General features: G+C 72.6%; 25 protein-coding genes. 13 read left to right on the top strand and 12 right to left on the bottom strand.

Going from position 1 to position 25,919, the window contains the following annotated elements; all coding sequences use genetic code 11:
* Position 1 precedes the first annotated feature (1 nt).
* The 8 genes from C2865_RS33185 to C2865_RS33220 all read left to right on the top strand — a co-directional run bounded on the left by C2865_RS33185 (position 2) and on the right by C2865_RS33220 (position 8,130).
* Positions 2-202, top strand: coding sequence for a ferredoxin (locus tag C2865_RS33185; RefSeq protein WP_106402599.1), 201 nt, complete (start codon positions 2-4; stop codon positions 200-202).
* Positions 199-1,572: a cytochrome P450 gene (locus C2865_RS33190; RefSeq protein WP_106402600.1), complete on the top strand. Its 1,374-nt coding sequence runs from the start codon at positions 199-201 to the stop codon at positions 1,570-1,572. Before C2865_RS33185 ends, C2865_RS33190 begins: the two co-directional genes overlap by 4 nt.
* 84 nt (positions 1,573-1,656) lie before the next feature.
* Positions 1,657-3,324, top strand: coding sequence for a thiolase C-terminal domain-containing protein (locus C2865_RS33195; protein ID WP_106402601.1), 1,668 nt, complete (start codon positions 1,657-1,659; stop codon positions 3,322-3,324).
* Entirely contained in the window at positions 3,321-4,193 is an 873-nt protein-coding gene (locus tag C2865_RS33200; protein ID WP_106402602.1) for an alpha/beta hydrolase, read from the top strand. The genes C2865_RS33195 and C2865_RS33200 overlap by 4 nt, the downstream gene beginning before the upstream one ends.
* A complete protein-coding gene (locus C2865_RS33205) occupies positions 4,193-4,702 on the top strand; it encodes a DoxX family protein (protein ID WP_106402603.1) in 510 nt (169 codons plus the stop codon). The genes C2865_RS33200 and C2865_RS33205 overlap by 1 nt, the downstream gene beginning before the upstream one ends.
* Positions 4,702-5,520 carry an NAD(P)-dependent oxidoreductase gene (locus C2865_RS33210; RefSeq protein ID WP_106402604.1) on the top strand — a complete coding sequence of 273 codons (819 nt, stop codon included), beginning with the start codon at positions 4,702-4,704 and terminating at the stop codon, positions 5,518-5,520. The genes C2865_RS33205 and C2865_RS33210 overlap by 1 nt, the downstream gene beginning before the upstream one ends.
* Positions 5,521-5,548: 28 nt before the next feature.
* The gene (locus C2865_RS33215; RefSeq protein ID WP_106402605.1) at positions 5,549-6,586 is read left to right on the top strand and encodes an NAD(P)H-dependent amine dehydrogenase family protein; all 1,038 of its coding nucleotides are present in this window, start codon (positions 5,549-5,551) and stop codon (positions 6,584-6,586) included.
* 146 nt (positions 6,587-6,732) lie between these two features.
* Positions 6,733-8,130 (top strand): amidohydrolase family protein, encoded by a 1,398-nt coding sequence (locus tag C2865_RS33220; RefSeq protein WP_106402606.1) that lies wholly within the window; start codon positions 6,733-6,735, stop codon positions 8,128-8,130.
* A 12-nt stretch (positions 8,131-8,142) separates the two neighbouring features.
* Here the strand turns inward: C2865_RS33220 and C2865_RS41630 are convergent, their stop codons facing one another.
* Positions 8,143-8,277: a hypothetical protein gene (locus C2865_RS41630; RefSeq protein ID WP_269802762.1), complete on the bottom strand. Its 135-nt coding sequence runs from the start codon at positions 8,275-8,277 to the stop codon at positions 8,143-8,145.
* A 237-nt stretch (positions 8,278-8,514) separates the two neighbouring features.
* Between C2865_RS41630 and C2865_RS33225 the strand changes: the two genes are divergently transcribed.
* Complete coding sequence (locus C2865_RS33225; RefSeq protein WP_106402607.1) at positions 8,515-9,591, top strand: Scr1 family TA system antitoxin-like transcriptional regulator; 1,077 nt, start codon at positions 8,515-8,517, stop codon at positions 9,589-9,591.
* 123 nt (positions 9,592-9,714) lie between these two features.
* Entirely contained in the window at positions 9,715-10,545 is an 831-nt protein-coding gene (locus C2865_RS33230; protein WP_106402608.1) for an SAM-dependent methyltransferase, read from the top strand.
* Between the two features lie 100 nt (positions 10,546-10,645).
* Here C2865_RS33230 and C2865_RS33235 read toward each other — a convergent pair whose 3' ends face one another.
* The 4 genes from C2865_RS33235 to C2865_RS33250 are packed head-to-tail and all read right to left on the bottom strand — an operon-like array spanning position 10,646 to position 14,917.
* A complete protein-coding gene (locus C2865_RS33235) occupies positions 10,646-12,064 on the bottom strand; it encodes an MmgE/PrpD family protein (RefSeq protein WP_106402609.1) in 1,419 nt (472 codons plus the stop codon).
* Positions 12,061-12,888 carry a cyclase family protein gene (locus C2865_RS33240; RefSeq protein WP_106402610.1) on the bottom strand — a complete coding sequence of 276 codons (828 nt, stop codon included), beginning with the start codon at positions 12,886-12,888 and terminating at the stop codon, positions 12,061-12,063. The genes C2865_RS33235 and C2865_RS33240 overlap by 4 nt, the downstream gene beginning before the upstream one ends.
* A complete protein-coding gene (locus C2865_RS33245) occupies positions 12,885-13,733 on the bottom strand; it encodes an HpcH/HpaI aldolase/citrate lyase family protein (RefSeq protein WP_232835937.1) in 849 nt (282 codons plus the stop codon). The genes C2865_RS33240 and C2865_RS33245 overlap by 4 nt, the downstream gene beginning before the upstream one ends.
* Positions 13,730-14,917: a CaiB/BaiF CoA transferase family protein gene (locus tag C2865_RS33250; RefSeq protein WP_106402611.1), complete on the bottom strand. Its 1,188-nt coding sequence runs from the start codon at positions 14,915-14,917 to the stop codon at positions 13,730-13,732. Before C2865_RS33250 ends, C2865_RS33245 begins: the two co-directional genes overlap by 4 nt.
* A gap of 229 nt (positions 14,918-15,146) precedes the next feature.
* Between C2865_RS33250 and C2865_RS33255 the strand changes: the two genes are divergently transcribed.
* The 3 genes from C2865_RS33255 to C2865_RS33265 all read left to right on the top strand — a co-directional run bounded on the left by C2865_RS33255 (position 15,147) and on the right by C2865_RS33265 (position 18,958).
* Entirely contained in the window at positions 15,147-16,529 is a 1,383-nt protein-coding gene (locus C2865_RS33255; protein WP_106402612.1) for an FAD-dependent oxidoreductase, read from the top strand.
* Positions 16,530-16,577: 48 nt separating this feature from the next.
* Positions 16,578-18,044 (top strand): dihydroorotase, encoded by a 1,467-nt coding sequence (locus C2865_RS33260; RefSeq protein WP_106402613.1) that lies wholly within the window; start codon positions 16,578-16,580, stop codon positions 18,042-18,044.
* An 83-nt stretch (positions 18,045-18,127) separates the two neighbouring features.
* Complete coding sequence (locus tag C2865_RS33265; protein WP_198653778.1) at positions 18,128-18,958, top strand: IclR family transcriptional regulator; 831 nt, start codon at positions 18,128-18,130, stop codon at positions 18,956-18,958.
* A 59-nt stretch (positions 18,959-19,017) separates the two neighbouring features.
* Here C2865_RS33265 and C2865_RS33270 read toward each other — a convergent pair whose 3' ends face one another.
* Genes C2865_RS33270 through C2865_RS33300 form a run of 7 tightly spaced genes read right to left on the bottom strand, consistent with a single transcriptional unit; the run spans position 19,018 to position 25,913 of the window.
* Positions 19,018-19,944 carry an ABC transporter permease gene (locus tag C2865_RS33270; protein WP_106402614.1) on the bottom strand — a complete coding sequence of 309 codons (927 nt, stop codon included), beginning with the start codon at positions 19,942-19,944 and terminating at the stop codon, positions 19,018-19,020.
* A 25-nt stretch (positions 19,945-19,969) separates the two neighbouring features.
* The gene (locus C2865_RS33275; RefSeq protein ID WP_106402615.1) at positions 19,970-20,896 is read right to left on the bottom strand and encodes an ABC transporter permease; all 927 of its coding nucleotides are present in this window, start codon (positions 20,894-20,896) and stop codon (positions 19,970-19,972) included.
* Positions 20,893-21,177 carry a hypothetical protein gene (locus tag C2865_RS33280; protein WP_106402616.1) on the bottom strand — a complete coding sequence of 95 codons (285 nt, stop codon included), beginning with the start codon at positions 21,175-21,177 and terminating at the stop codon, positions 20,893-20,895. The genes C2865_RS33275 and C2865_RS33280 overlap by 4 nt, the downstream gene beginning before the upstream one ends.
* Positions 21,174-22,214, bottom strand: coding sequence for an ABC transporter ATP-binding protein (locus C2865_RS33285; protein WP_106402617.1), 1,041 nt, complete (start codon positions 22,212-22,214; stop codon positions 21,174-21,176). The genes C2865_RS33280 and C2865_RS33285 overlap by 4 nt, the downstream gene beginning before the upstream one ends.
* Positions 22,207-23,256, bottom strand: a complete 1,050-nt coding sequence (locus tag C2865_RS33290; RefSeq protein ID WP_106402618.1) for an ABC transporter ATP-binding protein — start codon at positions 23,254-23,256, stop codon at positions 22,207-22,209. The genes C2865_RS33285 and C2865_RS33290 overlap by 8 nt, the downstream gene beginning before the upstream one ends.
* On the bottom strand, positions 23,253-24,356 hold the full coding sequence (locus tag C2865_RS33295; RefSeq protein ID WP_106402619.1) for a class I SAM-dependent methyltransferase: 1,104 nt from the start codon (positions 24,354-24,356) through the stop codon (positions 23,253-23,255). The genes C2865_RS33290 and C2865_RS33295 overlap by 4 nt, the downstream gene beginning before the upstream one ends.
* Before the next feature lie 3 nt (positions 24,357-24,359).
* Entirely contained in the window at positions 24,360-25,913 is a 1,554-nt protein-coding gene (locus tag C2865_RS33300; RefSeq protein WP_106402620.1) for an ABC transporter substrate-binding protein, read from the bottom strand.
* Positions 25,914-25,919: the final 6 nt, after the last annotated feature.

A 25,919-nucleotide genomic window follows, 5' to 3' on the forward strand; every position in this document is an offset into this window, starting at 1 on the left:
GATGAAGGTACAGGTCGACTCCGAGCGCTGCCAGGGCCACACGCTCTGCGCGATGAAGGCTCCCGAGGTGTTCGAACTCGACGACGTCGACGGCCACTCGTCGGTCATCGACGAGAACGTTCCGGCCGGGCTGGAGCAGAAGGTCATGGGGGCGGTCAGGTCCTGCCCCGAGCGGGCGATCTCCGTGGAGGGCACAGCGTGAGCACGCAAGACGCGATCGGCGACGAAGAGCGCAAGAAGATCAAGTACCACTTCGACCGGCACGCGCCCGACTACCGCGAACGCTTCGAAGACATCACCCACGAAATGCACGCCAAGTGCCCCATCGCCTGGACCGACACCCACGGCGGACACTGGGTCGCCGCCGGCAACCGCGAAGTCTTCGAACTCGCCGCCCGCTCCGCCGAATACCTCTCCAACGACCACGACGTCAACAACGAACGACGCGGCTACCAGGGCATCTCCATCCCCGCACCCGCACGCGGAAAAGGCCGCCGCGGCGGATTCCTGGAAATGGACCCACCCGAGCAGCGCTACTACCGCCAGACCCTCAATCCCTATCTGTCGCCCGCGGCCACCAGCCGGTGGATCCCGTGGATCGACGAACTGGTACGCGCCTGCATCGACGACAGGATCGAGTCCGGACGCATCGACTTCGTCGAAGACCTCGTCAACATCGTCCCCGCCGTCTTCACCCTCGGCATGATGGGCATCCCCATCAAGGACTGGACCGTCTACTGCGAACCGGCGCACGCCGCCATCTACACCCCCCTGGACTCCCCCGACATCGAACGGGTCGGCCAGCTCCACATGCAGATGGGCATGGAACTGTTCAAGCAGTTCGCCGACATCAAGGAGAACCCCCGACCCGGCCTGATCAACGCGCTCATCAACGCCGACATCAACGGCCAAAAAGCACCCGACATGGAAATCCTCGGCGTGCTCGGACTGCTCATCGGCGGCGGGTTCGACACCACCACCGCACTCAGCTCCCATGCCATCGAATGGCTCTCCCAGAACCCGGCCGAACGCGAACGGCTCAGCCGTGAGCGCGACACCCTCCTGGACTCGGCCACCGAGGAGTTCCTGCGCTTCTACACCCCCGCCGTCGGCGACGGACGCACCATCTCCGCCGACTGCGAAATCGCCGGAGTGCGGTTCAAAGAAGGCGACCGCCTCTGGCTTTCCTGGGCCATGGCCAACCGCGACCCGGCGGTCTTCGAAGAACCCGACCAGGTCAAGATGGACCGCGAGGGCAACCGGCACGCCAGCTTCGGCCTCGGCATCCACCGCTGCATCGGCTCCAACGTGGCACGCACGGTCTTCAAACGGATGATCCTCCAGGTCCTCGACCGCATGCCCGACTACGTGTGCGACCCCGAAGGAACCGTGCACTACGACACGATCTCCGTCATCAACGGCATGCGCTACCTGCCCGCCACCTTCACCCCGGGCTCCCGGCTCGGCCCCGGCCTCGAGGAGACCCTCGACAAGCTCCAGAAGGCCTGCGACGAGCAGCGCCTCGCCGAACCCGTCACCATCCGCAAGAAGCGGGCGGAGCTCTCCGCCTGACCGACGGGGGCCGGGCTCGGGCGCGCCCCTTCGGCGGGGCGCGCCCGAGCCCGGCCCCACCACCGCGACAGTTGAGGAGACGATGTGGACGGGCCCTCGGGACGCCCCCTGCCCCTGCTCACCGAAGAGACCGCGTTCTTCTGGACATCCGGGGCGGATGGCCGGTTGCGCTTCCAGGAGTGCGAGTCCTGCTCGGCCCTGATCCACCCGCCCCAGCCGGTCTGCCGGTACTGCCGGAAACGCGAGATCGGGGTGCGGGCCGTCTCCGGGTTCGCGACCCTCATCGGCTTCACCGTCAACGAGCGGTTCGGCCTCCCCGGGCTGCCGGCGCCCTACGTCGTGGCGCAGGTCGCGATCGAGGAGGACCCCCGGGTCCGCCTCACCACCAACATCGTCGGATGCGACCCCGCGGAGCTCTCCCTGGGCATGCGGATGGAGGTCGCCTTCGAGCAGGTCGAGGACGTGTGGCTGCCGCTCTTCCGGCCCGCCGCCGACCAGGGCGAGCCGGCCCCGCCGGTGCGCGACGAGATCGAGCCCGACCAGATGTGGCGCCATGTGCGCCCGATGCTCACGCCCGAGAAGTTCGAGGACAAGGTCGCCATCACCGGCGTCGGCGCCTCCGAACTGGGCCGCCGCCTCATGGTCGACCCGCTCTCCCTGACCGTGCAGGCGTGCGAGCGGGCGGTCGCCGACGCCGGGCTGAGCCTGGACGACATCGACGGGCTGGCCACCTACCCGGGCGCGGGCCCGTTCGGCGGGTTCGGCGAAGGCGGTGTCACCGCGCTGGAGGCCGCGCTGGGCATCCGCCCCACCTGGCACAACGGCGGCGGCGAGACGTTCGGGCCCGGCGGGTCGGTCATCGCCGCGATGATGGCGGTCGCCGGCGGGATGGCCCGCCATGTGTTGTGCTTCCGCACCCTGTGGGAGGCCACCCACAACGAGCTCATGCGGCAGGGCAAGATCACCCCGCCCGGCGGTAGGGCGGGCGGCTCCTCGGCCTGGCGGATGCCCTTCGGCTCGGTGTCGGCGGCGCACACCCTGGCGCAGAACGCCCAGCGGCACTTCCAGCGCTACGGCACCACCCGCGAGACCCTGGGCTGGATCGCGCTGAACCAGCGTGCCAACGCCGCGCTCAACCCCACCGCGATCTACCGCGACCCGATGACGATGGACGACTACCTGGGCGCCCGCCCGATCACCACGCCGTTCGGCCTCTACGACTGCGACGTGCCCTGCGACGGCGCCGTCGCGGTGATCGTGTCGGCCGTGGACGCCGCCCGCGACCTGGACCGGCCGGTCATCCGGGTGGAGGCCGTCGGCACCCAGATCATCGAGCGGATCGAGTGGGACCAGAGCACGCTCACCCACGAACCGCAGGTGCTCGGGCAGGCCGCCCACCTGTGGACGCGCACCGACCTGCGGCCCTCGGACGTCGACGTCGCCCAGCTCTACGACGGCTTCACCATCAACTGCCTGTCCTGGATCGAGGCCCTGGGCTTCTGCGGCATCGGGGAGGCCAAGGACTTCCTGGACGGCGGCAAGAACATCGCCCGCGACGGCGTCCTGCCGCTGAACACCCACGGCGGGCAGCTCTCCCACGGCCGCACCCACGGCATGGGGCTGATGCACGAGGCCGTCGTCCAGCTGCGCGGCGAGGGCGGGGAGCGCCAGGTGCCGGACGCGAAGGTCGCCGTGGTCAGCAGCGGCGGCCTCACCCCCAGCGGGGCGATCCTGCTCAGGACCGATTCATGACGTCCAGGTTCCGGATCGTCGAGGTCGACGGCATCCCGATGTCGGCGCTGGTCCAGGAGGCGGAGCGGCCCCGGGCCGTCGTCCTCGCCCTGCACGGCGGGGCGACCAGCAGCGTGTACTACGACGCGCCGGACCATCCGCGGCTGTCGCTGCTGCGGGCCGGCGCCGCGCTCGGCTTCACCGTCATCGCGCTGGACCGTCCGGGATACGGCGCCTCTGCCCCGTACAGGCAGGAGCTGACCTCGGCCGCGCGGCGCGTCGACCTGGCCTTCGGAGCGCTGGAGCGGCTGCCGGGTTCCTCCGGCGCGGGCGTGTTCCTGATGGCGCATTCCAGCGGGTGCGAGCTGGCGATCCGCATGGCCGGTGACGAGCGGGGCGCGGACCTGCTGGGCCTGGAGATCGCGGGCACCGGGCGGCACCGCCACGAGCGCGCCATGCGGCTGTGGCGGGAGTGGGACCGCGAGCGCCCCGCGGGTCCCGCCCTGCGCGAGATCCTGTGGGGACCGCCCCGCATCTACCCGGACGACCTCGTCGGCGGAGCCCGGATCGCCGCCCCCGCCCCCTCCTACGAGGGGACGGAGGCGGAGGGCTGGCCGGAGGGCCTGGCGGAGCTCGCGTCCCGCGTGCGGGTCCCGGTGCACTACAGCCTCGGCGAGCACGAGATGTGGTGGCGTGCGGGGGCCGGGGCGCTGGCGGACGTCGCGTCCCTGTTCACCGCCTCCCCCCGGGTGGCCGTCCACGAGCAGGTGGGTGGCGGTCACAACCTCAGCCTCGGCCGCTGCGCCCTGGCCTACCACCTGGAGATCCTGTCGTTCGTCGAGGAATGCGTCCTGGCCCGTGAGGCCGTGGACCGCGAAAGGGTGGGCTGATGGACGCCGACGTCGTCGCGCCGTTGCTCGTACGGGTGGTCGTGGGCATCACCATGATCGCCCACGGCTACAACCACTGGAGGGGCGGCGGCGGCATCCAGGGCACCGCCCGCTGGTTCACCGGCCTCGGCCTCCGCCAGGGCACCCTCCAGGCCTGGATGAGCGTCCTCACCGAAATCGGCGCGGGCGTCCTGCTCATCATCGGCCTGCTCACCCCCCTGGCCTGCGCCGCCGTCATCTCCGTCATGCTCGTCGCCGGACTCCTGGCCCACCGCAAGAACGGGTTCTTCGTCTTCAAGGACGGCTACGAATACGTCCTCGTCCTCGCCGTCGCCTGCCTCGCCCTCGCCATGACCGGCCCCGGCGACTGGTCGGTGGACGAAGCCGCCGACATCGCCGTCACCGGCTGGGCCGGCGGAGCCATCGCCCTCGGCATCGCCCTCATCGCCACCGCGGGGCTCCTCGCCACTTTCTGGCGCCCCCAGCCGCAGCAGGAAGAGGTCGGCTGATGCACGTCGGGTTCATCGGCCTGGGCAGCCAAGGCGCTCCCATGGCCCGCCGGATCATCGACGCCGGCTACGACACCACCCTGTGGGCACGACGGGCCGCCACCCTGGAGTCCTTCGCCGACACTTCCGCCAAGACGGCCGGCTCACCGGCCGAACTGGCCGCCGAGTGCGACATCGTCTGCGTCTGCGTCGTCAACGACGCAGACGTGGAAGAGGTCCTCACCGGAGACGCGGGTGTGCTGGCCGGTCTGCGGTCCGGCGGCGTCATCGCCATCCACAGCACCGTCCACCCCGACACCTGCCGCAGGCTCGCCGAACTCGCAGGAGAACGGGGCATCCGCCTCGTGGACGCCCCGGTCAGCGGCGGGGGTGGCGCCGCCGCCGAAGGACGCCTGCTGGTGATCGTCGGGGGCGAGGACGAAGCCGTCGAACTCTGCCGCCCCGTCTTCGCCACCTACGCCTCACCCATCATCCACACCGGAGCACTGGGCAGCGCACAACTCACCAAACTCCTCAACAACCTCCTGTTCACCGCCCACCTCGCCACCGCCGCCAGCACCCTCGCACTCGGCAGACAACTCGGCATCAACACCACCGCACTCGCCCAAGCCATCACCCACGGCACCGGCACCAGCTTCGCCCTCACCCGCGTCACCGCCGCCGGAGGCACCCTCGACCGCATGGCACCCGTCGCCGGACCACTCCTCCAAAAAGACGCCCGCCTCATCACCGAACTCGCCCGCACCCACCACGCCACCCCCGGCACCGTCCTCACCGCCGCCGACGACGCACTGGACCTCATGGACCACCAGCGATGACTCCCCCGCTCCCCCCGAAGGTGATCACATGGTGAAAACGCCCCTCCGAGTCGTCCAGTGGGCCACCGGGAACATCGGGACCCGGTCGCTGAAAGGCGTCATCGAGCATCCGCGCCTGGAACTGGCCGGGCTCTACGTGCACTCCGAGAGCAAGGCCGGCGTCGACGCCGGGGAGTTGTGCGGGCTGGGGCCGACCGGTGTCCGGGCGACCCGCGACCCCGACGAGATCACGGCGCTGGGCGCGGACTGCGTCCTGTACATGCCGGCCGCCTGCGATTTCGACGAGGTCTGCCGGCTGCTGGAGTCCGGTGCGAACGTCGTCACCACCCGGGGCGAGTTCCACCGCCCCGACGGCATGGACGCCGGGGTCCGCAAACGGGTCGAGGCCGCGTGCGAGCGCGGCGGCACCTCGGTCCACAGCACCGGCAGCAGCCCCGGGTTCATCACCGAGGCCGTCCCGCTGGTGCTGACCTCGATCCAGCGGCGGCTCGACTCCCTGACCATCAACGAGTTCGCCGACCTGTCCCGGCGCGACTCTCCCGGGCTGCTGTTCGGCGTCATGGGCTTCGGGCAGCCGCCCGCGGCGCTCCCCGAAGGGCGGCTGGCCCACGGCAGGGTCAGTTTCGGCCCCTCGCTGATGCTCGTCGCCGACGCCCTCGGGATACCGCTCGACTGCCTGGAGGCCGGCGGGGAGGTCGCGGTCGCGAGCCGCGCCGTCGAGATCGCGGCGGGCACCCTGAAGGCCGGTACGGTCGCCGCCCAGCGCATCACGGTGTCGGGCATGCGGGACGGCCGGGCGGTGCTGAACTTCCGCGCCACCTGGTACTGCACCACCGACCTCGACCCCGTCTGGGACGTCCGGCCCACCGGCTGGAGCGTCCGTGTCGACGGCGACGCCCCGCTCGACGTCGACCTGCGCTTCCCGGTGTCCCTCGACGAGATGGCCTCGGTGTCGCCCGGCTACACGGCCAACCGCGCCGTCAACGCCGTGCCCGCCGTCTGCGCCGCTCCCCCCGGTATCCGCACGAGCACGGACCTCCCCCAGGTGATCGCCGATCTCGGCTGATCTGAGATCATCATCGGCAGGATGCCGATGACGACCGCGGTCCCCTTCCCGGGACCGCCCTCCGAGCCGCCGCCGGCCCGGGACACCGCCGCGCCGGGCGGTGCTCCCGGGCCGGGCGGTGCCGTCCCCGCCCGCGGGGCGCTCCCGTGAGCACCCTGCTGCTGCGCGGCGTGGAGGTCGCCGGGCGCCCTGCCGACGTGCGCCTCGCCGGAGGGGTCGTCGCCGAGCTCGGCTCGGACCTGGCGGCGCGTCCCGGGGACGAAGTGCTGGACGGACGCGGCGGCGCGCTCATCCCCGGGCTGCACGACCACCACATCCACCTCATGGCGACCGCCGCGGCCGAACGTTCGGTGCGGGTGGGGCCTCCCGAGGTGTCCTCTCCCGGGGAGCTCGCCGACGTGCTGCGGCGGGCCGACGCGGCTCTGCCCCCCGGCGCCTGGCTGCGTGCCGTGGGATACCACGAATCCGTCGCCGGCGACCTGGACCGGGAGGCGCTGGACGCGCTCCTCCCCCACCGGCCGGTGCGGGTGCAGCACCGCTCGGGAGCGCAGTGGAGCCTGAACAGCGCGGCCTGCCGTGCCGTCGGCCTGGACGAAGGGCAGCGCCCCGAGGGGGCCGAGACGGACGCGTCCGGCCGGCCGACCGGCCGGTTGCTGCGCGCCGACGCCTGGTTGCGGGACAGGCTGCCCGCGGGGGATCCGCCCGACCTGTCCGCGCTGGGGCGGCGGCTGGCCCGCGCGGGTGTCACCGGCGTCACCGACGCGACGCCCGTCGAACGGCCGGCGGACCTGCGGGTGCTGGCCGACGCGGGGTTGCCGCAGCGGCTGACGCTCACCGGCGGTCCCGCGCTGGCCGCTGCGGACTTCCCCGAGAACGTGGCGCGCGGGCCGGTCAAGCTGGTGGTCGCCGACCACGAGCTCCCCTCGCTCGACGCGCTGGCCGGGGCGATCGGGGCCGCGCATCTCGCGGACCGGCCGGTGGCCGTCCACTGCGTCAGCCTCGTCGCCCTCGTCCTGGCCCTCGCCGCCTGGGAGCAGGCCGGGGTCCGGTCCGGCGACCGGATCGAGCACGCCTCGGTGGTGTCGCCGGAACTCGTCCCGGTCCTGGCCGCCCGGGGCCTGACCGTGGTGACGCAACCGGGCTTCGTCGCCGAGCGCGGCGACCGCTACCTGCTCGACGTCCCCCCGCGGGAGCACGCGGACCTCTACCGCTGCGCCTCCCTGCTCGACGCGGGGGTGCCCGTCGCCGGAAGCACCGACGCCCCCTACGGCTCCCCCGACCCCTGGATCGCCGTCAAGGCCGCGGCCGACCGCCGCACGGCGGGCGGGCGGATCCTCGGCGCGCGGGAGCGGCTCTCCCCGCACCGCGCCCTGGAGCTCTTCCTCACCGCGCCCGACGCCCCCGGCAAAAGGCCGAGGAGCGTCCGTCCGGGCGCCCCTGCCGACCTCGTCCTGCTGGCCGCGCCGCTCGGCGACGTGTTGGCGGCTCCCTCGTCGGACGCGGTCGTCATGACGTTCTTCGCCGGGACGCCTTTCTCCGCCTGAGGTCCGCGGCCTTCAGCAGTCGCTCCAGAACTCCTCGAGCTGCTCGCGGGTGAGCGCCTCGTAGGGGCGCTCGGGCATCGGGCGGCCGGTCTGGAGCGACCAGATGGTGTAGAGGCACAGGGCGATGGGATCCTCTTCGGAGGGCATCGGAGCAGGGAGGGGCGTGTCAGGCACAGATCTACGATCCGCCCGAGGACGCCGCCTTCTTGAAAAAAACCTCATTACCCAGACAAACCCGGATGATCTAGATATTCAACTCCTCTTACTGAAGTAACTTTACTTCACACTGAATAATGAAAAGTGACGTGTGCACTGGTTGCGAAACCGGCCCGCTGGCAGGATGCTCGGCACCGAACCGGAGTGCGACGACCCCGCGGAGTACGGATGTCCCATGGGTCCACCGAAGAGGTGGTGGCCGCCTTCATCGCCGAGCTCAAGGCGGCCTGGGCGATGGCCTCTCCCACCTATGCCGCGGTGGAGCGGCTGGCCGAGGAGCTCAGGAAGCGGCCGGTCCAGCACGGGCGGCGGATCGTCCCCCTGCCCGCGGCCACCGTGAACGACCTGCTCACCAAACCGCGGCGGCGGCTCCCCCGCTGGGAGATGACGGCCTCGCTGCTGACCGTGCTCCGGGAGATCCTCGCGGACCGCGGTGAGGACCCCGACCGCGTCGGCACCCTCGCGGCGTGGAAGGCCCGGCACGAGGCCTCGCTCACGGCCATGGACACGATCCGGAGCCGAAGGCGCGGAGGCCGGGTGGGCGTGGCCTCCGGCGACCCCGACCCCGAGGAGCTGGCGCGCGAGCGCCTGGCGATCGAGGACGCCCAGCGCGCCACCCTGCTGAAGACGGCCGGGAGCGGGGAGCCGAAGTGGTGGCACCCGTACCGGGACGTCGTCCCCGCCTGGGCCACGGCCTACCTGTCACTGGAGCAGTCGAGCCACCGGCTGCAGATCTACGAGCCGGGCGCCGTCCCCGACCTGCTGTGGACCGCCGAGCGCGCCCGGCGCGCGGCCCTGTGCGAGCACCCCGGCGCGCCGGAGGACGTGATCGACAGGAAGGTCGCGCTCCAGCTGAGCCGCCGCCGCATGCTCCGGCGGAGCGAGCCCGCCCGCCTGTGGGTGCTCCTGGACGAGGCGGCGGTCGCGCCCTTCGGCGACCGCGCCCTGTGGCGGGCGCAGACCGAGCACCTGCTCGACCTCGCGTCGCTGCCGCACGTCAGCCTCCAGCTCCGCCGGGCGGGTCCCGACAGGGGCCTGATCGGCGACGCGGTCCGGCTGCTGCGCTTCCACGAGAAGGAGTTCCCCGACGTCATCTGTCTCCGGCAGGACCGGACCGCGCTCTACCCGCCCGAATCCCAGGTCGTCCACCACTACACCGCCCTCCTGAAAGGGCAATTCTTCGCCGCGGAGACGCCCGAAACCTCCGTACAAATCCTTAGCGATCTCCTCAAGCGGCACCAATAGTGCCAATAGCACCAATAGGGATATATCTCCTATACCTAGCCAACAACCGCCGCCGTCTGTTGTCATGGGGACCCGTCCACAGAGAATCCCAGCGCCCTCGCCTGGTGCCCCCCGGAGGCCGACATGACCGGTGAAGAGAGTTTTGCTTGGCACGAAGCGGAAAAAGACCTCTATTCCGGGATTGATACGTCAGTACCGCACTCCGCCCGGATCTGGAACTACTGGCTAGGCGGCAAGGACAACTTCCCCGTCGACCAGCAGGCCGGCGACGAGTACATCCGGGTCTTCCCCGGCATCACCGGGCTGGCCCGCCACTCGCGCGCCTTCCTGACCCGCGCGGTGCGGTACCTGGCCGCGGAGGAGGGCGTCCGCCAGTTCCTGGACATCGGCACCGGGCTCCCCACCCACGACAACACCCACGAGGTCGCCCAGCGCGTCGCCCCCGACGCGCGCATCGTCTACGTCGACAACGACCCCCTCGTCCTCCTGCACGCGCGGGCCCTGCTGACCAGCACCCCCCAGGGGGTGACCGCCTACGTCGACGCGGACCTGCACGACCCCCCGGCCATCCTGGAGAAGGCGTCCCGGACCCTGGACCTCACCGGCCGCCCGGTGGGCCTGATGCTCATGGGCATCCTGGGCCACATCGCCGACGACGCCGAGATCAAGAAGATCGTCGCCGCCCTCCTCGACCCCCTGCCCTCCGGCAGCTTCCTCACCCTCTACGACGGCACCGCGACCGACGAGGACTTCGCCGAGGCGCAGGAGGGCTACGACGAGACGGGCGCCGTCCCCTACCGCCTGCGCAGGCCGGAGCAGGTCATCGACTGCTTCGACGGCCTGGAGGTCCTCGACCCGGGCGTCGTCCCCATCCACCTGTGGCGTCCCGAGCCCAGCCCCTTCGACCCCGGCCCCCCGGCCCACGCCTACGGGGGCGTCGGCCGCAAGCCCTGACCGCGCCGGCCGCCCGGACCCCCGGGACGATGCCCGGGACAGTGCCCGGACCGGTGCCGCTCGGCCGTGGAGCCGGCACCGGTCCGGGGGCCGGCGGCCCCTACCGGGAGGCCGGGGCCGCTCGCAGCGCCTCGGCCAGGGCGGTGAGGTCCGGGGCGGAGGGCAGGCCGTAGACCAGCTCGGTGACCCGGTCGGCCTGCCCGGGGGCGAGCAGGCGGGTGGCGTTCAGCCGGAACTTGGCGGCCAGCTCCTCGGAGCTCAGCGGGTTGCCGGGCCCCCCGCGGTTGACGCTGACGCGCTCCTCCAGCACCTCGCCCGAGGCGAGCCGGACGCGCAGCACGGCCGGGAACTGGTGGGGGAAGATCCGGTCGCACTCGGCGTCGGGGACGCAGTGCACCTTCGCGGCCAGGGCGAGCCGCGCGGGGTCGGCCGCGGCCTCGTCGGTGAAGTCCTCGTGGAACAGGCCGAGTCCGCCGCCGCCGAGCAGCGCGGCCGCGACCGTGTAAGGGCCCGAGAACGCGGCGTGGTAGCCGGACCTGGGATGGATCTTGTCCTCGCGGGGCTCGCCGATGGTGCGCAGGACGGGGGTGGGCGCGCCCAGCTCGATGTGCTCGATCTGCGAGACCTCCAGCCCGCGCCCGCGCAGCCGCAGCGCCGCGTCGACGCCGGCGTGGGTGAAGTGGTTGCACGGGTAGGGCTTGAAGAAGATGCCCGGCAGCTCCCACCGTTCGCCCAGACCGTCCAGCAGCGGCTCCAGGTGGTACTGGTCGCCGCAGAACGCCTGGAGCAGGCCGAAGCGGCCCTCCAGCACGGTCGGCGGGCCGGTCAGCCCGGTCCGGGCCAGGCCCGCGGCGGTGACGGCGGCGTGCGCGGCCCAGCCGCAGTGCACGCGCTTGACGGTGCCGCCGGTGCGGTTGGCCTCCAGCAGGCCCGAGCCCATGCTCGCGGCGATGCCCAGCGCGTGGGCGACGCCGTCGGCGCCCAGGCCCGACAGCATGGCGCCGGCCGCGGCGCCGCCGAGCGCGCCGCAGATCGCGGTGGCGTGCAGGCCGCGCTCGAAGAACACCGAGTTGCCGAGCTCCTCGTCGTACCCGGCCATGCCGACGCGGACAGCGATCTCGACGCCGACGCCGATGGCGTCCAGCAGCTGCGCCCCGGTGGCGCCCCGCGACTCGGCGACGGCGAGCGCGGCGGGCACGACCGACGCGGACGGGTGCAGCACCGACGGCAGGTGGGTGTCGTCGAAGTCGAGGGAGTGCGCGAGGGTGCCGTTCAGCAGCGCCGCGCTCGGCTCGGGCAGCGGCTCGGCGTGGCCGATCGCGGTGGCGCGGCCGCTGCCGCCCCACTCGGCGACCAGCGCGCCGACGGCCTTGGCGGGCGGCTCGCCGGTGGCGGCCAGGCTGTTGCCGAGCACGTCGAGGACGCGGCGCGCCGCGTCGGCGCGCAGCTCGGCGGGCAGCCCCTTGCTCCGGGCCTCCTCGGCGAACTCCCCGAGGGTCTGGACGATCGGCGTGCTCACGCGCTCACCGCCGCGAGCGGGCGGACCGGGGAGCCCGTGCCGCCCTTGATGCGCAGCGGGGCCAGTACGAAGACGAACTCGTGGACGCCCGCCTCGGCTATGTCCTCGAGGTGGAGGTGCTCCATGATGTAGATGCCGTTCTCCACCAGCAGCACCCGGTGGACGGGCAGGACCGCGTGGCCCGCGCCCGCCGGGATCTGCTCGTAGGCGGTGGTGTCGGCGCCGGTCGCGAAGACGCCGCGGGCGGCCAGCCACTCGGCGGCTTCGACGGTCGCGCCGGGGACGCCCGCGGCCTTGCTCATGTAGGCCTCGGCATCGCCGAAGTTGCGGGCCCAGCCGGTGCGGACGAGCGCGACGTCGCCCTCGCCCGGCTCGGTGCCGGCGCGCTCCGCGGCGGCCGCCAGGTCGGCGGCGGTCACCCCGTAGCCGGGCGGCAGCGTCGGCACGCCGTGCACGGCCGCGACGTCGAGCAGCACGCCGCGGCGCAGCATGCCGGGCAGCTTCTCGGCGCCGTGCTCGCTGAACACGCCGCCGCGCTGGGCCTCGGCCGCGTCGACGTCGCCGTGCAGCCTGCCGCAGTGGCTGACGTGCGAGAGCGCGTCGATGTGGGTGCCGACGTGCCCGCCGGTGACGATGATCTCGTTGGCCGCCGAGCCGCCGTCGGGGCGCTCCATGTCGCCGTGGCGGCGGATCAGGGTCATCCGGAAGCCGGGGTGGTTGGGCGAGCACGGCATGCCGGTGAAGAACGGGTGGCCGAGCTCGATCAGCCGTACACCGCCGGCGACGGCCGCCAGCAGCGGGTCACGGGTCGTGGTCTGGGTCATCGGATGTCACTTTCCTTGTCGCGAGTGTCACGGTCGGCGGGCTCGGCGAGGCAGAGCAGCCAGCGGGCGCGCTCCACGACGGCCTTGTCGACGAACCGCCCGGAGGCGTCGATCCAGGCGGCCTCCCCGCCCGTCCCGCCGGCGCCGGTGAACCGGCCGAGCAGCTCGCGCGCCCACGCGGTCTCCTCCGGGTCGGGCGCGCAGGCCTCGTGGACGACGGGGATCTGCGCGGGGTGGATCACCGAGCGGCCGAAGAACCCGGCCGCGCGGCCCGCCCCGGTGTCGGCGCGCAGCCCGTCCAGGTCGCGCACCGCCGTCCAGACGCTCTGCGCCGGGCTGGGCAGCCCGGCGGCGCGCGCCGCGACGACGATGCGCGACCGCGGCCAGGCCAGGGCCTGGCGGGCGGCCCGCAGATCGGCGAGGAGATCCGCTTCGCCCAGCGAGATCCCCCCGACGAGCGGGTGGGCGGTGGCCAGAGCCAGGGCGTTCTCCACCCCGAGCGCCGACTCCACCAGCGGGAACACCGGCACGCCGAGCAGGTCGGCGACGCGGCGCAGCTCGCCGGGGTCCTCGCACTTGGGCACCCGGACCCCGGCGAGCGAGCCCGGCGCGGCGGCCAGCGCCAACAGGTCGGCCCGCCCGGCCGGGGCGGCCGGGTCGTTGATCCGCACGTACGCGGTCCGGCCCGAGTCCAGCACGGCCAGGACGTTGCGCCGCGCCTCGTCCTTGGCCGCCGCGGCGACCGCGTCCTCCAGGTCGAGGACGACGGCGTCGGCGGGTCCGGACAGCGCCTTGCCCATCCGGTCGGGGCGGTCCCCCGGCACGTACAGCCAGCTTCGGATCACCTGATGACGCCCTTGGCCCGCAGTTCCGCGAGCTCGTCGCCGGTGACGCCGTAACGGGCGAGGACCTCCTCGGTGTGCGCGCCGACTGGCGCGCCGGCGGACCTGATGGCGCCGGGCGTCTCGGAGAGGCGGAACAGGATGTTCTGCATCTTGATGGGGCCGAGTTCGTCGTCCTGGACGGTGGCGATGGTGCCGAGCGCCTCGAACTGGGGGTCGGCCATCACGTCGGCGGCGTCGTAGATGGGGGCGACGGCTGCCTGGGCCTCCTCGAACGCCTTGATGACCTCGTCGCGGTCGCGTTCGGCGATCCAGCCGCCGACGGCCGCGTCGAGTTCGTCGGCGTGCTTCGCGCGCTCGGCGCCGGAGGTGAACCACGGCTCGTCGATGTACTCGGGGCGGCCGACCAGGTGCATCACGCGTTCGGCGATCGACTGCGCGCTGGTGGAGATGGCCACCCACTTGCCGTCGCGGGTCTCGTAGGTGTTGCGCGGCGCGTTGTTGCTGGAGCGGTTGCCGCTGCGCTGCTGCAGGATGCCGAGCTGGTCGTAGTTGATGATCTGCGGGCCGAGCAGGGTGAGGATCGGCTCGATGATGGCCATGTCGACGACCTGGCCGCGGCCGGTGGCCTCGCGGGCGCGCAGCGCGGTCATCACCGCGAACGCGGTGGTCAGCGCGGTGATGCCGTCGGCGAGCCCGAACGGCGGCAAGGTGGGCGGCCCGTCAGGCTGGCCGGTGATGGCGGCGAAGCCGCTCATCGCCTCGGCCAGTGTGCCGAACCCGGGGCGCTTGGCGTAGGGGCCGATCTGGCCGAAGCCGGTGACGCGGACCAGCACGAGGCGGGGGTTGATCGCGCTGAGCTCCTCGTAGCCCAGCCCCCAGCGCTCCAGCGTGCCGGGCCGGAAGTTCTCGATGACGACGTCGGCGTCGGCGACCATCCTGCGGAAGATCTCCTGGCCCTCGGGCGAGCCCAGGTAGAGCGTCATGGCCTTCTTGTTGCGGCCGATCATCTTCCACCAGAGGCCGACGCCGTCGCGCTGCGCGCCGTGGTCGCGCACCGGGTCGCCCTTGGGGTGCTCGACCTTGACGACCTCGGCGCCGAAGTCGGCGAGCAGGGTCGCCGCGAGCGGTCCGGCGAACAGGGTGGCCGTGTCGATGACCCGGACGCCTTCCAGAGCTCCCGCCATGGACGCGCACCTTCCTCTCTCGTCGTTCCGCTTGACGGAACGCTCTCAGATCGCCTCCCCGGAGAGCTCCCCGGTCGTGGCTTTTTCAAATTGGCACTGGTGACTGGCTATAGTCAAGTTCGCACAGGATATTGACCCGCAACCGTGCCGGGTGCGACGCTGAACCCACCCTCAGGCTAATGTTTCTCCCAGCGGAACGGCTGGGCGCCGCGGGTCAGGAAGGAACGCAGTGAGCGCAACGGAATTCGACGGACCCGATCTCGTCGTGGCGGGCGCAGGAGGCGGTCTCGCCGGAGCCCTGCGGGCCGCGGAGCACGGGCTGAGCGTCCTGGTGGTGGAGGCCAGCGAGCACTACCGCCGCGGCAACAACACCTCGATGTCCACGGCGATGTTCCCCGGAGCGGGCTCCCGCTGGCAGGCCGAGGCCGGGGTCGAGGACTCCCCCGAGCGGTTCGCCGCCGACATGGCCGCCAAGACGCGCGGCCAGGTCGACGCCCGGCTCGCCCGTACGCTCGCCGAGGTCAGCGCCCCGCTGGTGGAGTGGCTCGACGACGGCGTCGGGCTGCCGATGTCGCTGGTCACCGACTTCAACTACCCCGGCCACTCGGTCACGCGCTGCCACACCGTGCCGGGCCGGCACGGCAACACCGTCATCGACCATCTGGCGCGCCGGGTGCGCGAGCACCCGAACATCGACATGCTCGTCCCCGCCCGGCTCACCGACGTGCTGACCGGACCGGACGGCGCGGTGCGCGCGGCCGTGGTGAGCATGCCCGACGGCTCCGCGGAGGAGATCCCGACCCGCGGCGTCCTGCTGGCCACCAACGGCTACGGCGCCGACCGCGACCTCGTCGCGAAGCACCTGCCGGAGATCGGCAGGGCCCTCTACCAGGGCGGCGAGTTCTCCAGGGGCGACGCGCTGCGGATCGGCGAGAGGCTGGGCGCGGCCACCGGCTACCTGGACGCCTACCAGGGCCACGCCGGGGTCGCCGCCGGGGCGAGCACCCTGGTCAGCTGGGCCACGATCGTCCTGGGCGGCGTCCTGGTCGACCTGACCGGCCGCCGCTTCGGCGACGAGACCCGCGGCTACTCCGAGTACGCCGCCGAGCTGGCCGCCCGGCCGGGCTCGACGGGCTGGATCGTCATCGACGAGGCCATCCACGAGCGGTGCCTGGCGTTCCAGGACTACCTGGACGTCGTCGAGTCCGGCGTGCTGGTCCGGGCCGACGGCGCGGCCGCCCTCGCCGAGGCGACCGGGCTGCCCGCCGAGGCGCTCGCCGCCGAGCTGGCCGCCTCCGCGTCCGCCGCCCGCGGCGAGAGCGACGACCCGCACGGCCGCACCCGATGGGAGCGCCCGCTGGGCCCCGGGTACGTCGCCGTCCGCGTCCTGCCCGCCCTCTTCCACACCCAGGGCGGCCTGATCGTCGACGAGCACGCCGCCGTCGTGGACACGCGGGACCGGCCGATCAGGGGCCTGTACGCCTCGGGCGGCGCCGCCGCGGGCGTCTCCGGCCACGGCGCCGCCGGATACCTCGCCGGAAACGGCCTGCTGCCCGCCTTCGGACTCGCCTACCTGGCCGCAGACGACCTCGCCCGCACCCTCGCGGGCTGACGACTTCCCCCTTTCCCCCACTACACGCGCAAGCGGAGGAGACCGCCCATGGCGTCCATCGAGCTGCTGATCAAGAACGTCCGGGTCGTCCGCCCCGGAGACGCCGACGGGACGCCCCCGCCGGTGGACATCGCCGTCAACGACGGCACCGTCGTGCGGGTGGGCCCCGGCCTGCCCGAGGACGACGCGGCCACCGTCGTCGACGGCCGCGGCCTGCTGGCCTTCCCCGGCGTGGTCGACGCCCACCAGCACTGGGGCATCTACAACGACCTGGCCACCGACACCCGCACCGAGAGCCGCGCCAGCGTGCAGGGCGGCGTCACGACCGCGCTGACCTACATGCGGACCGGCCAGTACTACCTCAACAAGGGCGGCAGCTACAAGGAGTTCTTCCCCGAGGTCCTCTCGCTGTCCGACGGTAAGGCATACACCGACTACGCCTTCCACCTGGCGCCCATGAGCGCCCAGCACATCGGCGAGATTCCCTACCTCGTCGAGGAGCACGGCGTCACCTCGTTCAAGATCTTCATGTTCTACGGCAGCTACGGCCTGCACGGCAGGTCGACCGGCCAGAGCGAGTTCCTGATGATCCCCGAGGACGAGCGCTACGACCTGGCGCACTTCGAGTTCGTCATGCGCGGCGTGCAGAACGCCCGGGAGATCCTCACCGACTACGCCGACCACCTGTCGCTGTCGCTGCACTGCGAGACCGCCGAGATCATGACGGCGTACACCAAGATGGTCGAGCAGGAGGGCAGCCTCACCGGGCTGCGCGCCTACAGCGCCTCCCGGCCGCCGCACTCCGAGGGCCTGGCCGTCACGATCGCCTCCTACCTGGCGCACGAGACCGGCCTGCCGAACGTCAACCTGCTGCACCTGTCCGGTGAGAAGGCCCTGTCGGCCGCGCTGACCATGGCCGGCGCGTTCCCGCACGTGAACTTCCGCCGCGAGGTGACCATCGGCCACCTGCTCGCCGACGTCGACACCGCCAGCGGCATCGGGGGCAAGGTCAACCCGCCGCTGCGCGAGCGCTCGGACGTCGACGCCCTGTGGCGGCACATGCTCGCCGGCGAGATCGACTGGGTCGTCAGCGACCACGCCTGCTGCCGCGACGAGCTGAAGTTCGGCGCCGACCGCGGCGACGTCTTCCTGGCCAAGTCCGGTTTCGGCGGCGCCGAGTACCTGCTGCCCGGCCTGGTCGGCGAGGGCGTCCGGCGCGGCCTGTCCCTGCAGGCCATCGCCCGCCTGTCCTCCGCCAACCCCGCCAGGCGCTACGGCCTGCTGCGCAAGGGCGACATCGCCGAGGGCTTCGACGCCGACATCGCGCTGGTCGACCCGGACGCCGCCTGGACGGTCCGCGCCGAGGACTCCGAGTCCACCCAGGAGTACACGCCGTTCGAGGGCTTCGCCATGACGGCGAAGGTCACCGACACGTTCGTGCGCGGCAACCGGGTCCTGGCCGACGGCGAGGTCGTCGGCGACCCCGTGGGCCGCTACCAGCCGCGCGGTCGCTGACGCCCACGGCGAGGCCCCGCGGACCGGTCGTCCGCGGGGCCTTTTCGGATCCGCTCCCACCGACCGAGACCTAGGATTCAGACGTGACCGAGACCGACAAGAGCGTTCCCGGACGGGCCGCCGCGCGCCCGGCGGACACCTTGGGCACCGAGACCGCCGCCCGGGTCGCCGACGTGCTCCTGATGTTCGTGGGAGGGCCCCAGTACCTGGGGGTCAGCGCGATCAGCCGGGAACTCGGCCTGTCCAAGGCGGTGGTGCACCGCATCCTGCGGTCGCTGGTGTCGCGGGAGATACTGCAGACCGACCCGGACGTCCCGGGCTACCGGCTGGGCCCGGCCGCGGTGGCGCTCGGCGCCAGCGCGCTGACCAGGTTCGAGGCGCGGACGGCGGCGCTGCCCGTGCTGCGCAGGCTGCGCGACGAAACGGGCGAGACGACGACCCTGTCGGGGCTGGTCGGCGACGAGCGCGTCTACCTGACGCAGTTCGAGAGCCCCCGCGAGGTCAAGATGACCGTCGAGCTGGGGCTCCGTTTCCCGCTGCACGCGGGCTCCTCGGGCAAGGCCATCCTGGCGTTCCTGCCGCAGGACCGGCGCGAGGCGCTGCTCGCGCGCCCGCTGGCCCCGCTCACCGACCGCACCGTCACCGACGGCGACGCGCTCCGCGCCGAGCTCGCCGAGATCGTCCGCACCGGCGTGGCCGTCTCGGTCGGCGAACGCCAGTCCGACGCGGGCTCCGTGGCCGCGCCCCTGTTCGGCCCCGACGGCGAGCCGCACGGTTCGATCAGCGTCTGCGGCCCCCGCCACCGCTTCGACCTCGAGCAGGTCGAACGCCACCGCACCCTCGTCCTGGCCGCCGCCGAGGAGATCAGCCGCAGCTGGGCCTGGCTCCGCGGCACCCCCGCCGAACGCCTGTGACCGCCGGACGCGCGAGGGCCCCGGCGCGGTGCTCCGCGTCCGGGGCCCGCCGCGGGCCGTCACCAGAGTTCGGGGTCGCTTCTGGTGCGGGCCGACGGGTTGAGGGCGTCGCGGATCGCGTCGCCCAGGAGGTTGAAGGCCACCACGACCAGCATGATCGCCAGGCCGGGGAAGACGGTGGCCCACCAGGTCAGGCGCAGGGTGGTGCGCGAGTCCGACAGCATGCTGCCCAGTGAGAAGTCCGGCGGCTGCACGCCCAGGCCCAGGAGGCTGAGGGCGCTCTCCACCAGGATCATCACGCCGGCGCTGGTCGACCACAGGATGACGACCGGGCCGAGCACGTTGGGCGCGATGTGCCGGAAGAGGATCGCCGGGGTGCGGGCGCCGACGGTGTGCGCGGCGGTGACGAAGTCCATGCGCTTGACCTGCGACACCGAGTTGACGATCGTCCGCGCGTAGTTCGCCCAGCCCCACACCGCCAGGATGATCATGAGCTTGACGATGCCGGGGCCCACGACCGCGGCGAGCGCGACGCCGACCGCGACGAACGGGATCGCGAACTGGATGTCGGCCAGCCGCATGAGCACCATGCCGACGCCGTTCTCGAAGTACCCGGCGACCAGGCCGAGCACCAGGCCGAACAGCGCGGCGCCGGTGGCGGTCACCACGCCGACGACCAGGCTGAGCCGCAGCCCGTACAGCAGCCGGCTGAACACGTCGCGGCCCAGGGTGTCGGTGCCCAGCAGGTGGCCGCCCTCGCCGCCCAGCCAGAACGGCGCCTGGCCCGCCGCGGCGAGGTTCTGGTGGGTGGGGTCGTGCGGCACGATCCACGGGGCGAACAGGGCGATCAGCACCAGCGCCCCCAGCATCGGCACCGCGATGCGGCCCGAGGTGTCGCCCCACACCCGGCCGAGGATCTCGGCCGAACGGGAGCGGCTGCGCTCGACGTGCCTGGACTTGGCGACCGGGGCGGTGGCCGTGGTCATGGGAGCCTCCCTGGGGTCGTGGGGGTCACGCCGCCGCCTTGGCGCGCAGCCGTGGGTCGATCAGCCGGACGATGAGGTCCATGGCGATGTTGACCAGGGTGATGAGCATGGCCATGCAGAACACGCTGGCCTGCACCAGCGGGAAGTCCTGGTTGCCGACGCTGCGGATGAGCAGCGCGCCCAGGCCGTTGTAGCCCAGCAGCGGCTCCAGCACGAGCAGCGCGCTGAACAGGAACGAGAACTCGATGCCCAGCCAGGCCAGCAGCGGCGGCATCGCGCCGGGCAGGGCGTGGCCGAACAGTACCTTCCAGGGCGGCACGCCCTTGGAGCGGGCGGTCAGCACGTGCCCCTCGTTGAAGGAGTCCAGCAGCTGGCCGCGCACCAGCCGGGTGGTCGTGGAGACCGCGGCGAGCGTCAGCGCGACCACCGGGATCACCAGGCTGGCCATGCCCTCGCTGCCGGTGGCCGGCAGCCACTGCAGGTTCACCGCCAGCAGCAGCACCAGCAGCAGCGCCATCCAGAAGTAGGGCACGCTGCCGGTGACGAACGCGCCGACCATGAGCAGCCGGCCGGAGAGGCGGCTGGGCCGGAGCGCGGCGAAGGTGCCGATGCCGAACGACAGCACCACGCACAGGACGAGGGACGGGATCACCAGCCACAGGCTGGGGCCGAGCCGCTCCAGCACCATCGCCATGGCGGGCTGGCTGAAGGAGAACGAGTCGCCGAAGTCGAAGGTGAACGAGCTCAGCAGCGCGTCGCCGTACTGGACGAAGAAGGGCTCGTTGAGACCGAGCCGCTCCCGCGTCGCCTCGATCACCGCCTCGCTCGCCTCCGGCGGGGACATCAGCTCGGCCGGGTCGCCCGACAGCCGGGCCAGCGTGAACAGGAAGGTGGTCACGCCCCAGGCGACCACGGCCACCAGCAGCAGCCGGCGGACGGCGTATCCGATCATCGCGGCCCTCCCGCGGCGGCGGCCGCTTCCATGATCCGCTCGAGGAAGGCCCTGCGGTCGGCGGCCAGCCGCGCGCTCAGCTCGGGTCCCGGCTGGAAGAGGTCGAGGTCCTGCCGGGTGACCGAGCCGCGCTCGGCCAGCAGTTCCTCCAGGACGGTGAAGCGGTCGCGCAGCACCCAGAGTTCGGAGGCGACCTCCATGAGCGCGTTGAACACCCCGTCCAGATGCTCGGAACGGTCCAGGTAGACGGGGTCGTCGGCGGCGAATCCCGGCATGGTCATCCGCCTTTCTTGAGGGTCGGCAGTCCGGTGACGGGCAGGGCGAGCGGGGGCGGCGCGGGCACGGCCCGGTGGCCGGGCTCGCCGCCGAGCCGCAGCTCGCCGGGGAAGTGGCAGGCCACCCGGCGCCCGTCGGAGACGGGGACCAGCGGCGGGGCCTGCTCGACGCATCTGGCGGTGGCCAGCGGGCAGCGCGAGCTGAACCCGCAGCCCGCGGGCCGGTCGACCGGGGAGGGGATGTCGCCGGTCGGCAGGATGCGGTGCTCTGTGTCCCGCTGCATCGAGGCCAGCACCGCGGTGTAGGGGTGGGCGGGGTCGGCGAACAGCTCGGCGGCGGGGCCGATCTCCACCAGCCGGCCGAGGTACATGACCGCGATCCGGTGGCTGAGGTGGCGCACCAGCGCCAGGTCGTGGGTGATGAACAGGTAGGCCAGGCCGCGCCGCCGCTGCAGGTCCTGCAGCAGGTTCACCACCTGGGCCTGGACCGAGACGTCCAGGGACGCGGTCGGCTCGTCCGCCACGATCAGCGACGGGTCGAGCATGAGGGCGCGGGCGATGCCGACGCGCTGGCGCTGGCCGCCGGAGAGCTCCTGGGGGTACCGGCCGGCGAACGCCGGGTCGAGGCCCACCTGCTCCATCATCTCCAGCACCCTGCGGCGGCGCTCGGCCGCGTCGCCCGCCTTGTGCACCCGCAGCGGTTCGGCGAGCACGTCGCCCACCCGCTGGTAGGGGTTGAGCGAGGTGGACGGGTTCTGGAAGACCATCGCCATGCGGCGGCGGACCGCGGTGCGCAGCGCCGAGCCGCGCAGCGCGGTGATGTCGCGGCCCTCGAAGTCGATGCGCCCCGCCGTGGGCTTCTCCAGGCGGATCAGCATCCGGGCCACGGTGGTCTTGCCGCTGCCCGACTCCCCCACCAGGCCCAGGGTCTCGCCGCGGCGCACCTCGAAGGAGACGCCGTCGACGGCGCGCAGCGTGCGGCCGCCGCCGAGGCGGAACTCCTTGACCAGGCCGTCGGCGCGGGCGACGTGCTGCTCACTCATCACGGGCTCCTGCGGTGATCGGGCCGTACCCCTCGGTCAGCAGGCACGCGGCGGACCGTCCCGGCGCGACCGGGCGCGGCTCGGGACGGGTGGACAGGCACACCTCGTGCACGCTCGGGCAGCGGGCCGCGAACGCGCAGCCGGCCGGGCTCTCGGCGGGACCGGGCGGGCGCCCCTCGATGGTGTGCAGCCGCTCGCCCGGCTCGTGGGAGCCGGGGGCCGAGCGCAGCAGCGACCAGGTGTAGGGATGGCGCGGGCGGGACAGGACCTCGGCGGTCGGCCCGGCCTCCACGACCTCGCCCGCGTACATCACCACCAGCCGGTCGGCCAGGTCGGAGATCACGTCCAGGTCGTGGGTGGCGATCACGATCGACAGGCCGAGCTCGCGGTTGAGCTCCCTGAGCAGCTCCAGGATCTGCGCCTGGGTCGTCACGTCCAGCGCCGTGGTCGGCTCGTCGCAGAACAGCACGGACGGCCCGGCCACCAGCGCCATCGCGATGACGATGCGCTGGGACTGGCCGCCGGAGACCTCGTGCGGGTAGGAGTCCATCCGGGAGGCCGGTTCGGGGATGCCGACCCGGGCCAGCATCCGCTCGGCCAGCTCGCGGGCGGCTTCGCGCGACAACGACGGGTCGGCGGTGCGCGCCGACTCGACCAGCTGCGCGCCGATGCGCTTCATCGGGTGCAGCGACCGCCACGGGTCCTGGAACACCAGCCGTGCCCGCTTGGCCCGCAGCCCGCGCAGCTCGCGCCTGGGCATGGCCAGCACGTCCTGGCCGTCCAGGATGATCGTCCCGTCCACCCGCGCGCCGGGGGGCAGCAGCCGCAGCGCCGCCATGATCGATGTCGACTTGCCCGACCCCGACTCCCCCGCGAGCGCCACGATCTCGCCCTTGGCGACGTGGAAGGTGGCGTCGCGGATGATCCGCAGCAGCCCCTTGCCGGTCGGCAGCGTCACCCGGACGTCCTTCATCACCAGGGCGTCCTGGCGGAAGCCCTCCGGGGACGGCGCCGCCGCGGTCTCCAGCAGTCCCTCGCTCACGTCGACTCCTCCTTCTCCACCGGGCGGCGGGCGAAGGTCACCCACGGGTAGCCCCCGGGGCCGAGTGCCTGCTGCCGCACCTCGGTGAACCCCGCCTCCTTCGCCGTCTCCACCAGCTCGGCCGTGGCGGTGCTCCGCCACCACGGCTCGTTGCCGTTCTCCGCGTCCCAGTCGTCCAGCCAGGCCTGGTAGGGGGCCCGTTCGCGGTAGGGCGCGACGTCGGAGAACACCAGGTCCCCGCCCGGCCTCAGCAGCCGGAACGCCTCGGCGAAGATCCCGCGTATCGCGTGCGGGGGGACCTCGTGCAGCAGGATGAACGAGGTCACCAGGTCCTGGCTCCCGGTCGGCAGACCGGTGTCCTCGGCCGGGGCCCGCACCAGGTCCCAGGCCAGACCGCGGTCGGCGGCACGGCGCTGGGCGTAGCGCAGGGCGGTGAGGGACAGGTCCACCCCGGTGACGCGGGCGCCGGGAAACCGCTCGGCCAGTTTGAGCGTGTACTGGCCGGTGCCGCAGCCGAGGTCGCAGACGGCGGTGTAGTCCGTCCGCGGCGCCGCGGCCGCGACCTCCGCCCGCTGGCGGAAGATGTCGCCGTACGCCGGCACCAGCAGGTACCGGTAGACCAGCTCATGGTGCACGAACCCCATGTGCTCGTGGCCGTCCCAGCCGCCGGTGGTGCCGTGGAACTCATACCTCCAGTACCGCGGCACCACCTCTTCTCCCCGGTCGAGGATCGCCGCGGGATCCGGCGCCTCCGCGAACTCCGCCAGCTCAGCGCGCTGGGCCTGGAAGGCCGCGGCGGCGCGCGGGGTCAGGGAGCGGCGGCCCCAGCGCAGCGCGGCGCCGATCACGGCCTGGTCGGCGGAGCCCGCCAGGGCGCGCTCCGCCGCCGCGCGCAGGTCGTCGATCCGCGGCTCCGGCGCGTCCGCCCACGCGGCGGCCTCGGGGGAGGCCTCGATCCGGGCCTTGACCCGGGCCCGCAGCGGGTCCAGCGCGGCCCGCTGCGCGGCCAGGAACTCCAGTTCGGCACGGCCGCGCTGGTGCAGCCGGACGTCGGGGTTCATGCCGTCGGGGACCCGCGCGGCGATCTCGTCCCGGGTCAAGGGTCAGACCTCCTTGGCCACGGAGTCGAGCAGGAGCATCAGGCCGTTGCTGTTGTCGAACCCGGTCACGCCGTCCCGGTAGCCGCCGACGGTGGGGCCGCCGTAGGTGTAGAGGACGTAGGCCTGGTCGTTGAGGTACCGGGCGCACTCGATGAGCTTCTTCTCGCGCTTCGCGGGGTCCATCTCGGTGCGCTCGGCCTTCAGCAGCGCGTCCCACTTCGCGTCCTCGACGAACGGCTTCTTGGACGAGGAGACGTGCCCGTACATGCGGTCCGCGTCGAAGATGCCGGTGTAGGAGCCGCCCCGGTAGAAGACGTGGGCGTCGGAGCCGTTGCGGAACGACTGCACCCAGACCGGGACCTCCACCGAGGTGATCTTCGGCTTGAAGCCGGCCTCCTGGAGCTGCGCCCCGACCGCCTCGAACAGCTTCTTGTAGAGGTTCATGCCGAAGATCTCGATCTCGGCGCCCTCGGCCCCCGCCTCCTTGAGGAGGCTCTTGGCGCCCTCGAGGTCGTAGGCCGGGCGGGTGATCGACGGGGTGTACCCGAAGACGCCCTCCACCGCGACCTGGCCGTCCTCCAGCAGGCCGGCGCCGTAGGTCAGCGCCTGCATCAGGGCCGGGGCGTCGATCGCCTTGACCGCGGCCCGGCGCACCCGCACGTCGTCGAAGGGGGCCTTGGTGGTGTTCAGCTGGAACATGTTCTGGTTGCCGCTGAAGTCGGCGGCGACCGTGAGGCCGCCCACGCCCTCCAGCGTCTTCAGGCTCTCGGCGCTGAGGTTCTGCGCGGCGTCGATCTCCCCCGCCTCCAGCGCCGAGGCGAGCGCGCCGGGGTCGGTGAAGTACCGCAGGAAGATCTCGGACGTCTTCGGCTTGCCACCGTAGAAGCCGTCGAACGCGGCGAACTCGATGCCCCGGTCCACCCCGAAGCTGTTGATCTTGAACTGGCCGGAGCCGATGGGGGCGGCGTTGAAGCCGTCCTCGCCGACCTTCTTCCAGTGCGCCTCGGGCACCACGAAGACCTGGCCGAGCCGGGCCAGCAGCAGCGGGTCGGGCGCGTTGGTCTCGATCCGCAGCGTGGTGGCGTCGACCTTGCGCACGTCCTTCACGCTGGTGAGGAACATGGTGCCGGCGTACTGCTTGGCCGTGACCTCGGTGAGGCTGAAGACGACGTCGTCGATGGTGACCGGCGAGCCGTCGTGGAACGTGACGCCCTGGCGCAGCTTGAACGTCCAGACGGTGTCGCTGGTGCGCGTCCACTCCTCGGCCAGGCGCGGCGCGGCCTCGGAGGCGCCGCGCAGCCGGCGCACCAGCGTGTCGAAGGCGTTGAACTGGAAGGTGGTGTACTGCTCGTTCATCGGGTTCAGCGTGTCGTCCACGATGACCGTGCCGATGGTCAGCAGGGAGGCCTTGGAGCCGCCCTCGCTGGAGGCGCCCGGACCGCCGCACGCGCTCAGCGCGCCGCCGGCCGCGATCAGGCCGCCCAGCGCCAGGCCGCCGCGCAGGAAGTTCCGGCGGTCGATCGCCCGGCCCTGGCCGGAGAGGAAACTCTTGCTCACGTTCGT

The sequence above is a fragment of the Actinocorallia populi genome (assembly GCF_002995495.1).
In the GTDB taxonomy this organism is placed as follows: domain Bacteria; phylum Actinomycetota; class Actinomycetes; order Streptosporangiales; family Streptosporangiaceae; genus Actinocorallia; species Actinocorallia populi.

Bases quoted from the DNA above. Each gene is read 5' to 3' on its own strand.
- C2865_RS33185 (WP_106402599.1), top strand. From the start codon at position 2: ATGAAGGTACAGGTCGACTCCGAGCGCTGCCAGGGCCACACGCTCTGC.
- C2865_RS33200 (WP_106402602.1), top strand. From the start codon at position 3,321: ATGACGTCCAGGTTCCGGATCGTCGAGGTCGACGGCATCCCGATGTCG.
- C2865_RS33205 (WP_106402603.1), top strand. From the start codon at position 4,193: ATGGACGCCGACGTCGTCGCGCCGTTGCTCGTACGGGTGGTCGTGGGC.
- C2865_RS33210 (WP_106402604.1), top strand. From the start codon at position 4,702: ATGCACGTCGGGTTCATCGGCCTGGGCAGCCAAGGCGCTCCCATGGCC.
- C2865_RS33215 (WP_106402605.1), top strand. From the start codon at position 5,549: ATGGTGAAAACGCCCCTCCGAGTCGTCCAGTGGGCCACCGGGAACATC.
- C2865_RS41630 (WP_269802762.1), bottom strand. From the start codon at position 8,277: ATGCCCTCCGAAGAGGATCCCATCGCCCTGTGCCTCTACACCATCTGG.
- C2865_RS33225 (WP_106402607.1), top strand. From the start codon at position 8,515: ATGTCCCATGGGTCCACCGAAGAGGTGGTGGCCGCCTTCATCGCCGAG.
- C2865_RS33230 (WP_106402608.1), top strand. From the start codon at position 9,715: ATGACCGGTGAAGAGAGTTTTGCTTGGCACGAAGCGGAAAAAGACCTC.
- C2865_RS33240 (WP_106402610.1), bottom strand. From the start codon at position 12,888: ATGACCCAGACCACGACCCGTGACCCGCTGCTGGCGGCCGTCGCCGGC.
- C2865_RS33250 (WP_106402611.1), bottom strand. From the start codon at position 14,917: ATGGCGGGAGCTCTGGAAGGCGTCCGGGTCATCGACACGGCCACCCTG.
- C2865_RS33260 (WP_106402613.1), top strand. From the start codon at position 16,578: ATGGCGTCCATCGAGCTGCTGATCAAGAACGTCCGGGTCGTCCGCCCC.
- C2865_RS33270 (WP_106402614.1), bottom strand. From the start codon at position 19,944: ATGACCACGGCCACCGCCCCGGTCGCCAAGTCCAGGCACGTCGAGCGC.
- C2865_RS33275 (WP_106402615.1), bottom strand. From the start codon at position 20,896: ATGATCGGATACGCCGTCCGCCGGCTGCTGCTGGTGGCCGTGGTCGCC.
- C2865_RS33280 (WP_106402616.1), bottom strand. From the start codon at position 21,177: ATGACCATGCCGGGATTCGCCGCCGACGACCCCGTCTACCTGGACCGT.
- C2865_RS33285 (WP_106402617.1), bottom strand. From the start codon at position 22,214: ATGAGTGAGCAGCACGTCGCCCGCGCCGACGGCCTGGTCAAGGAGTTC.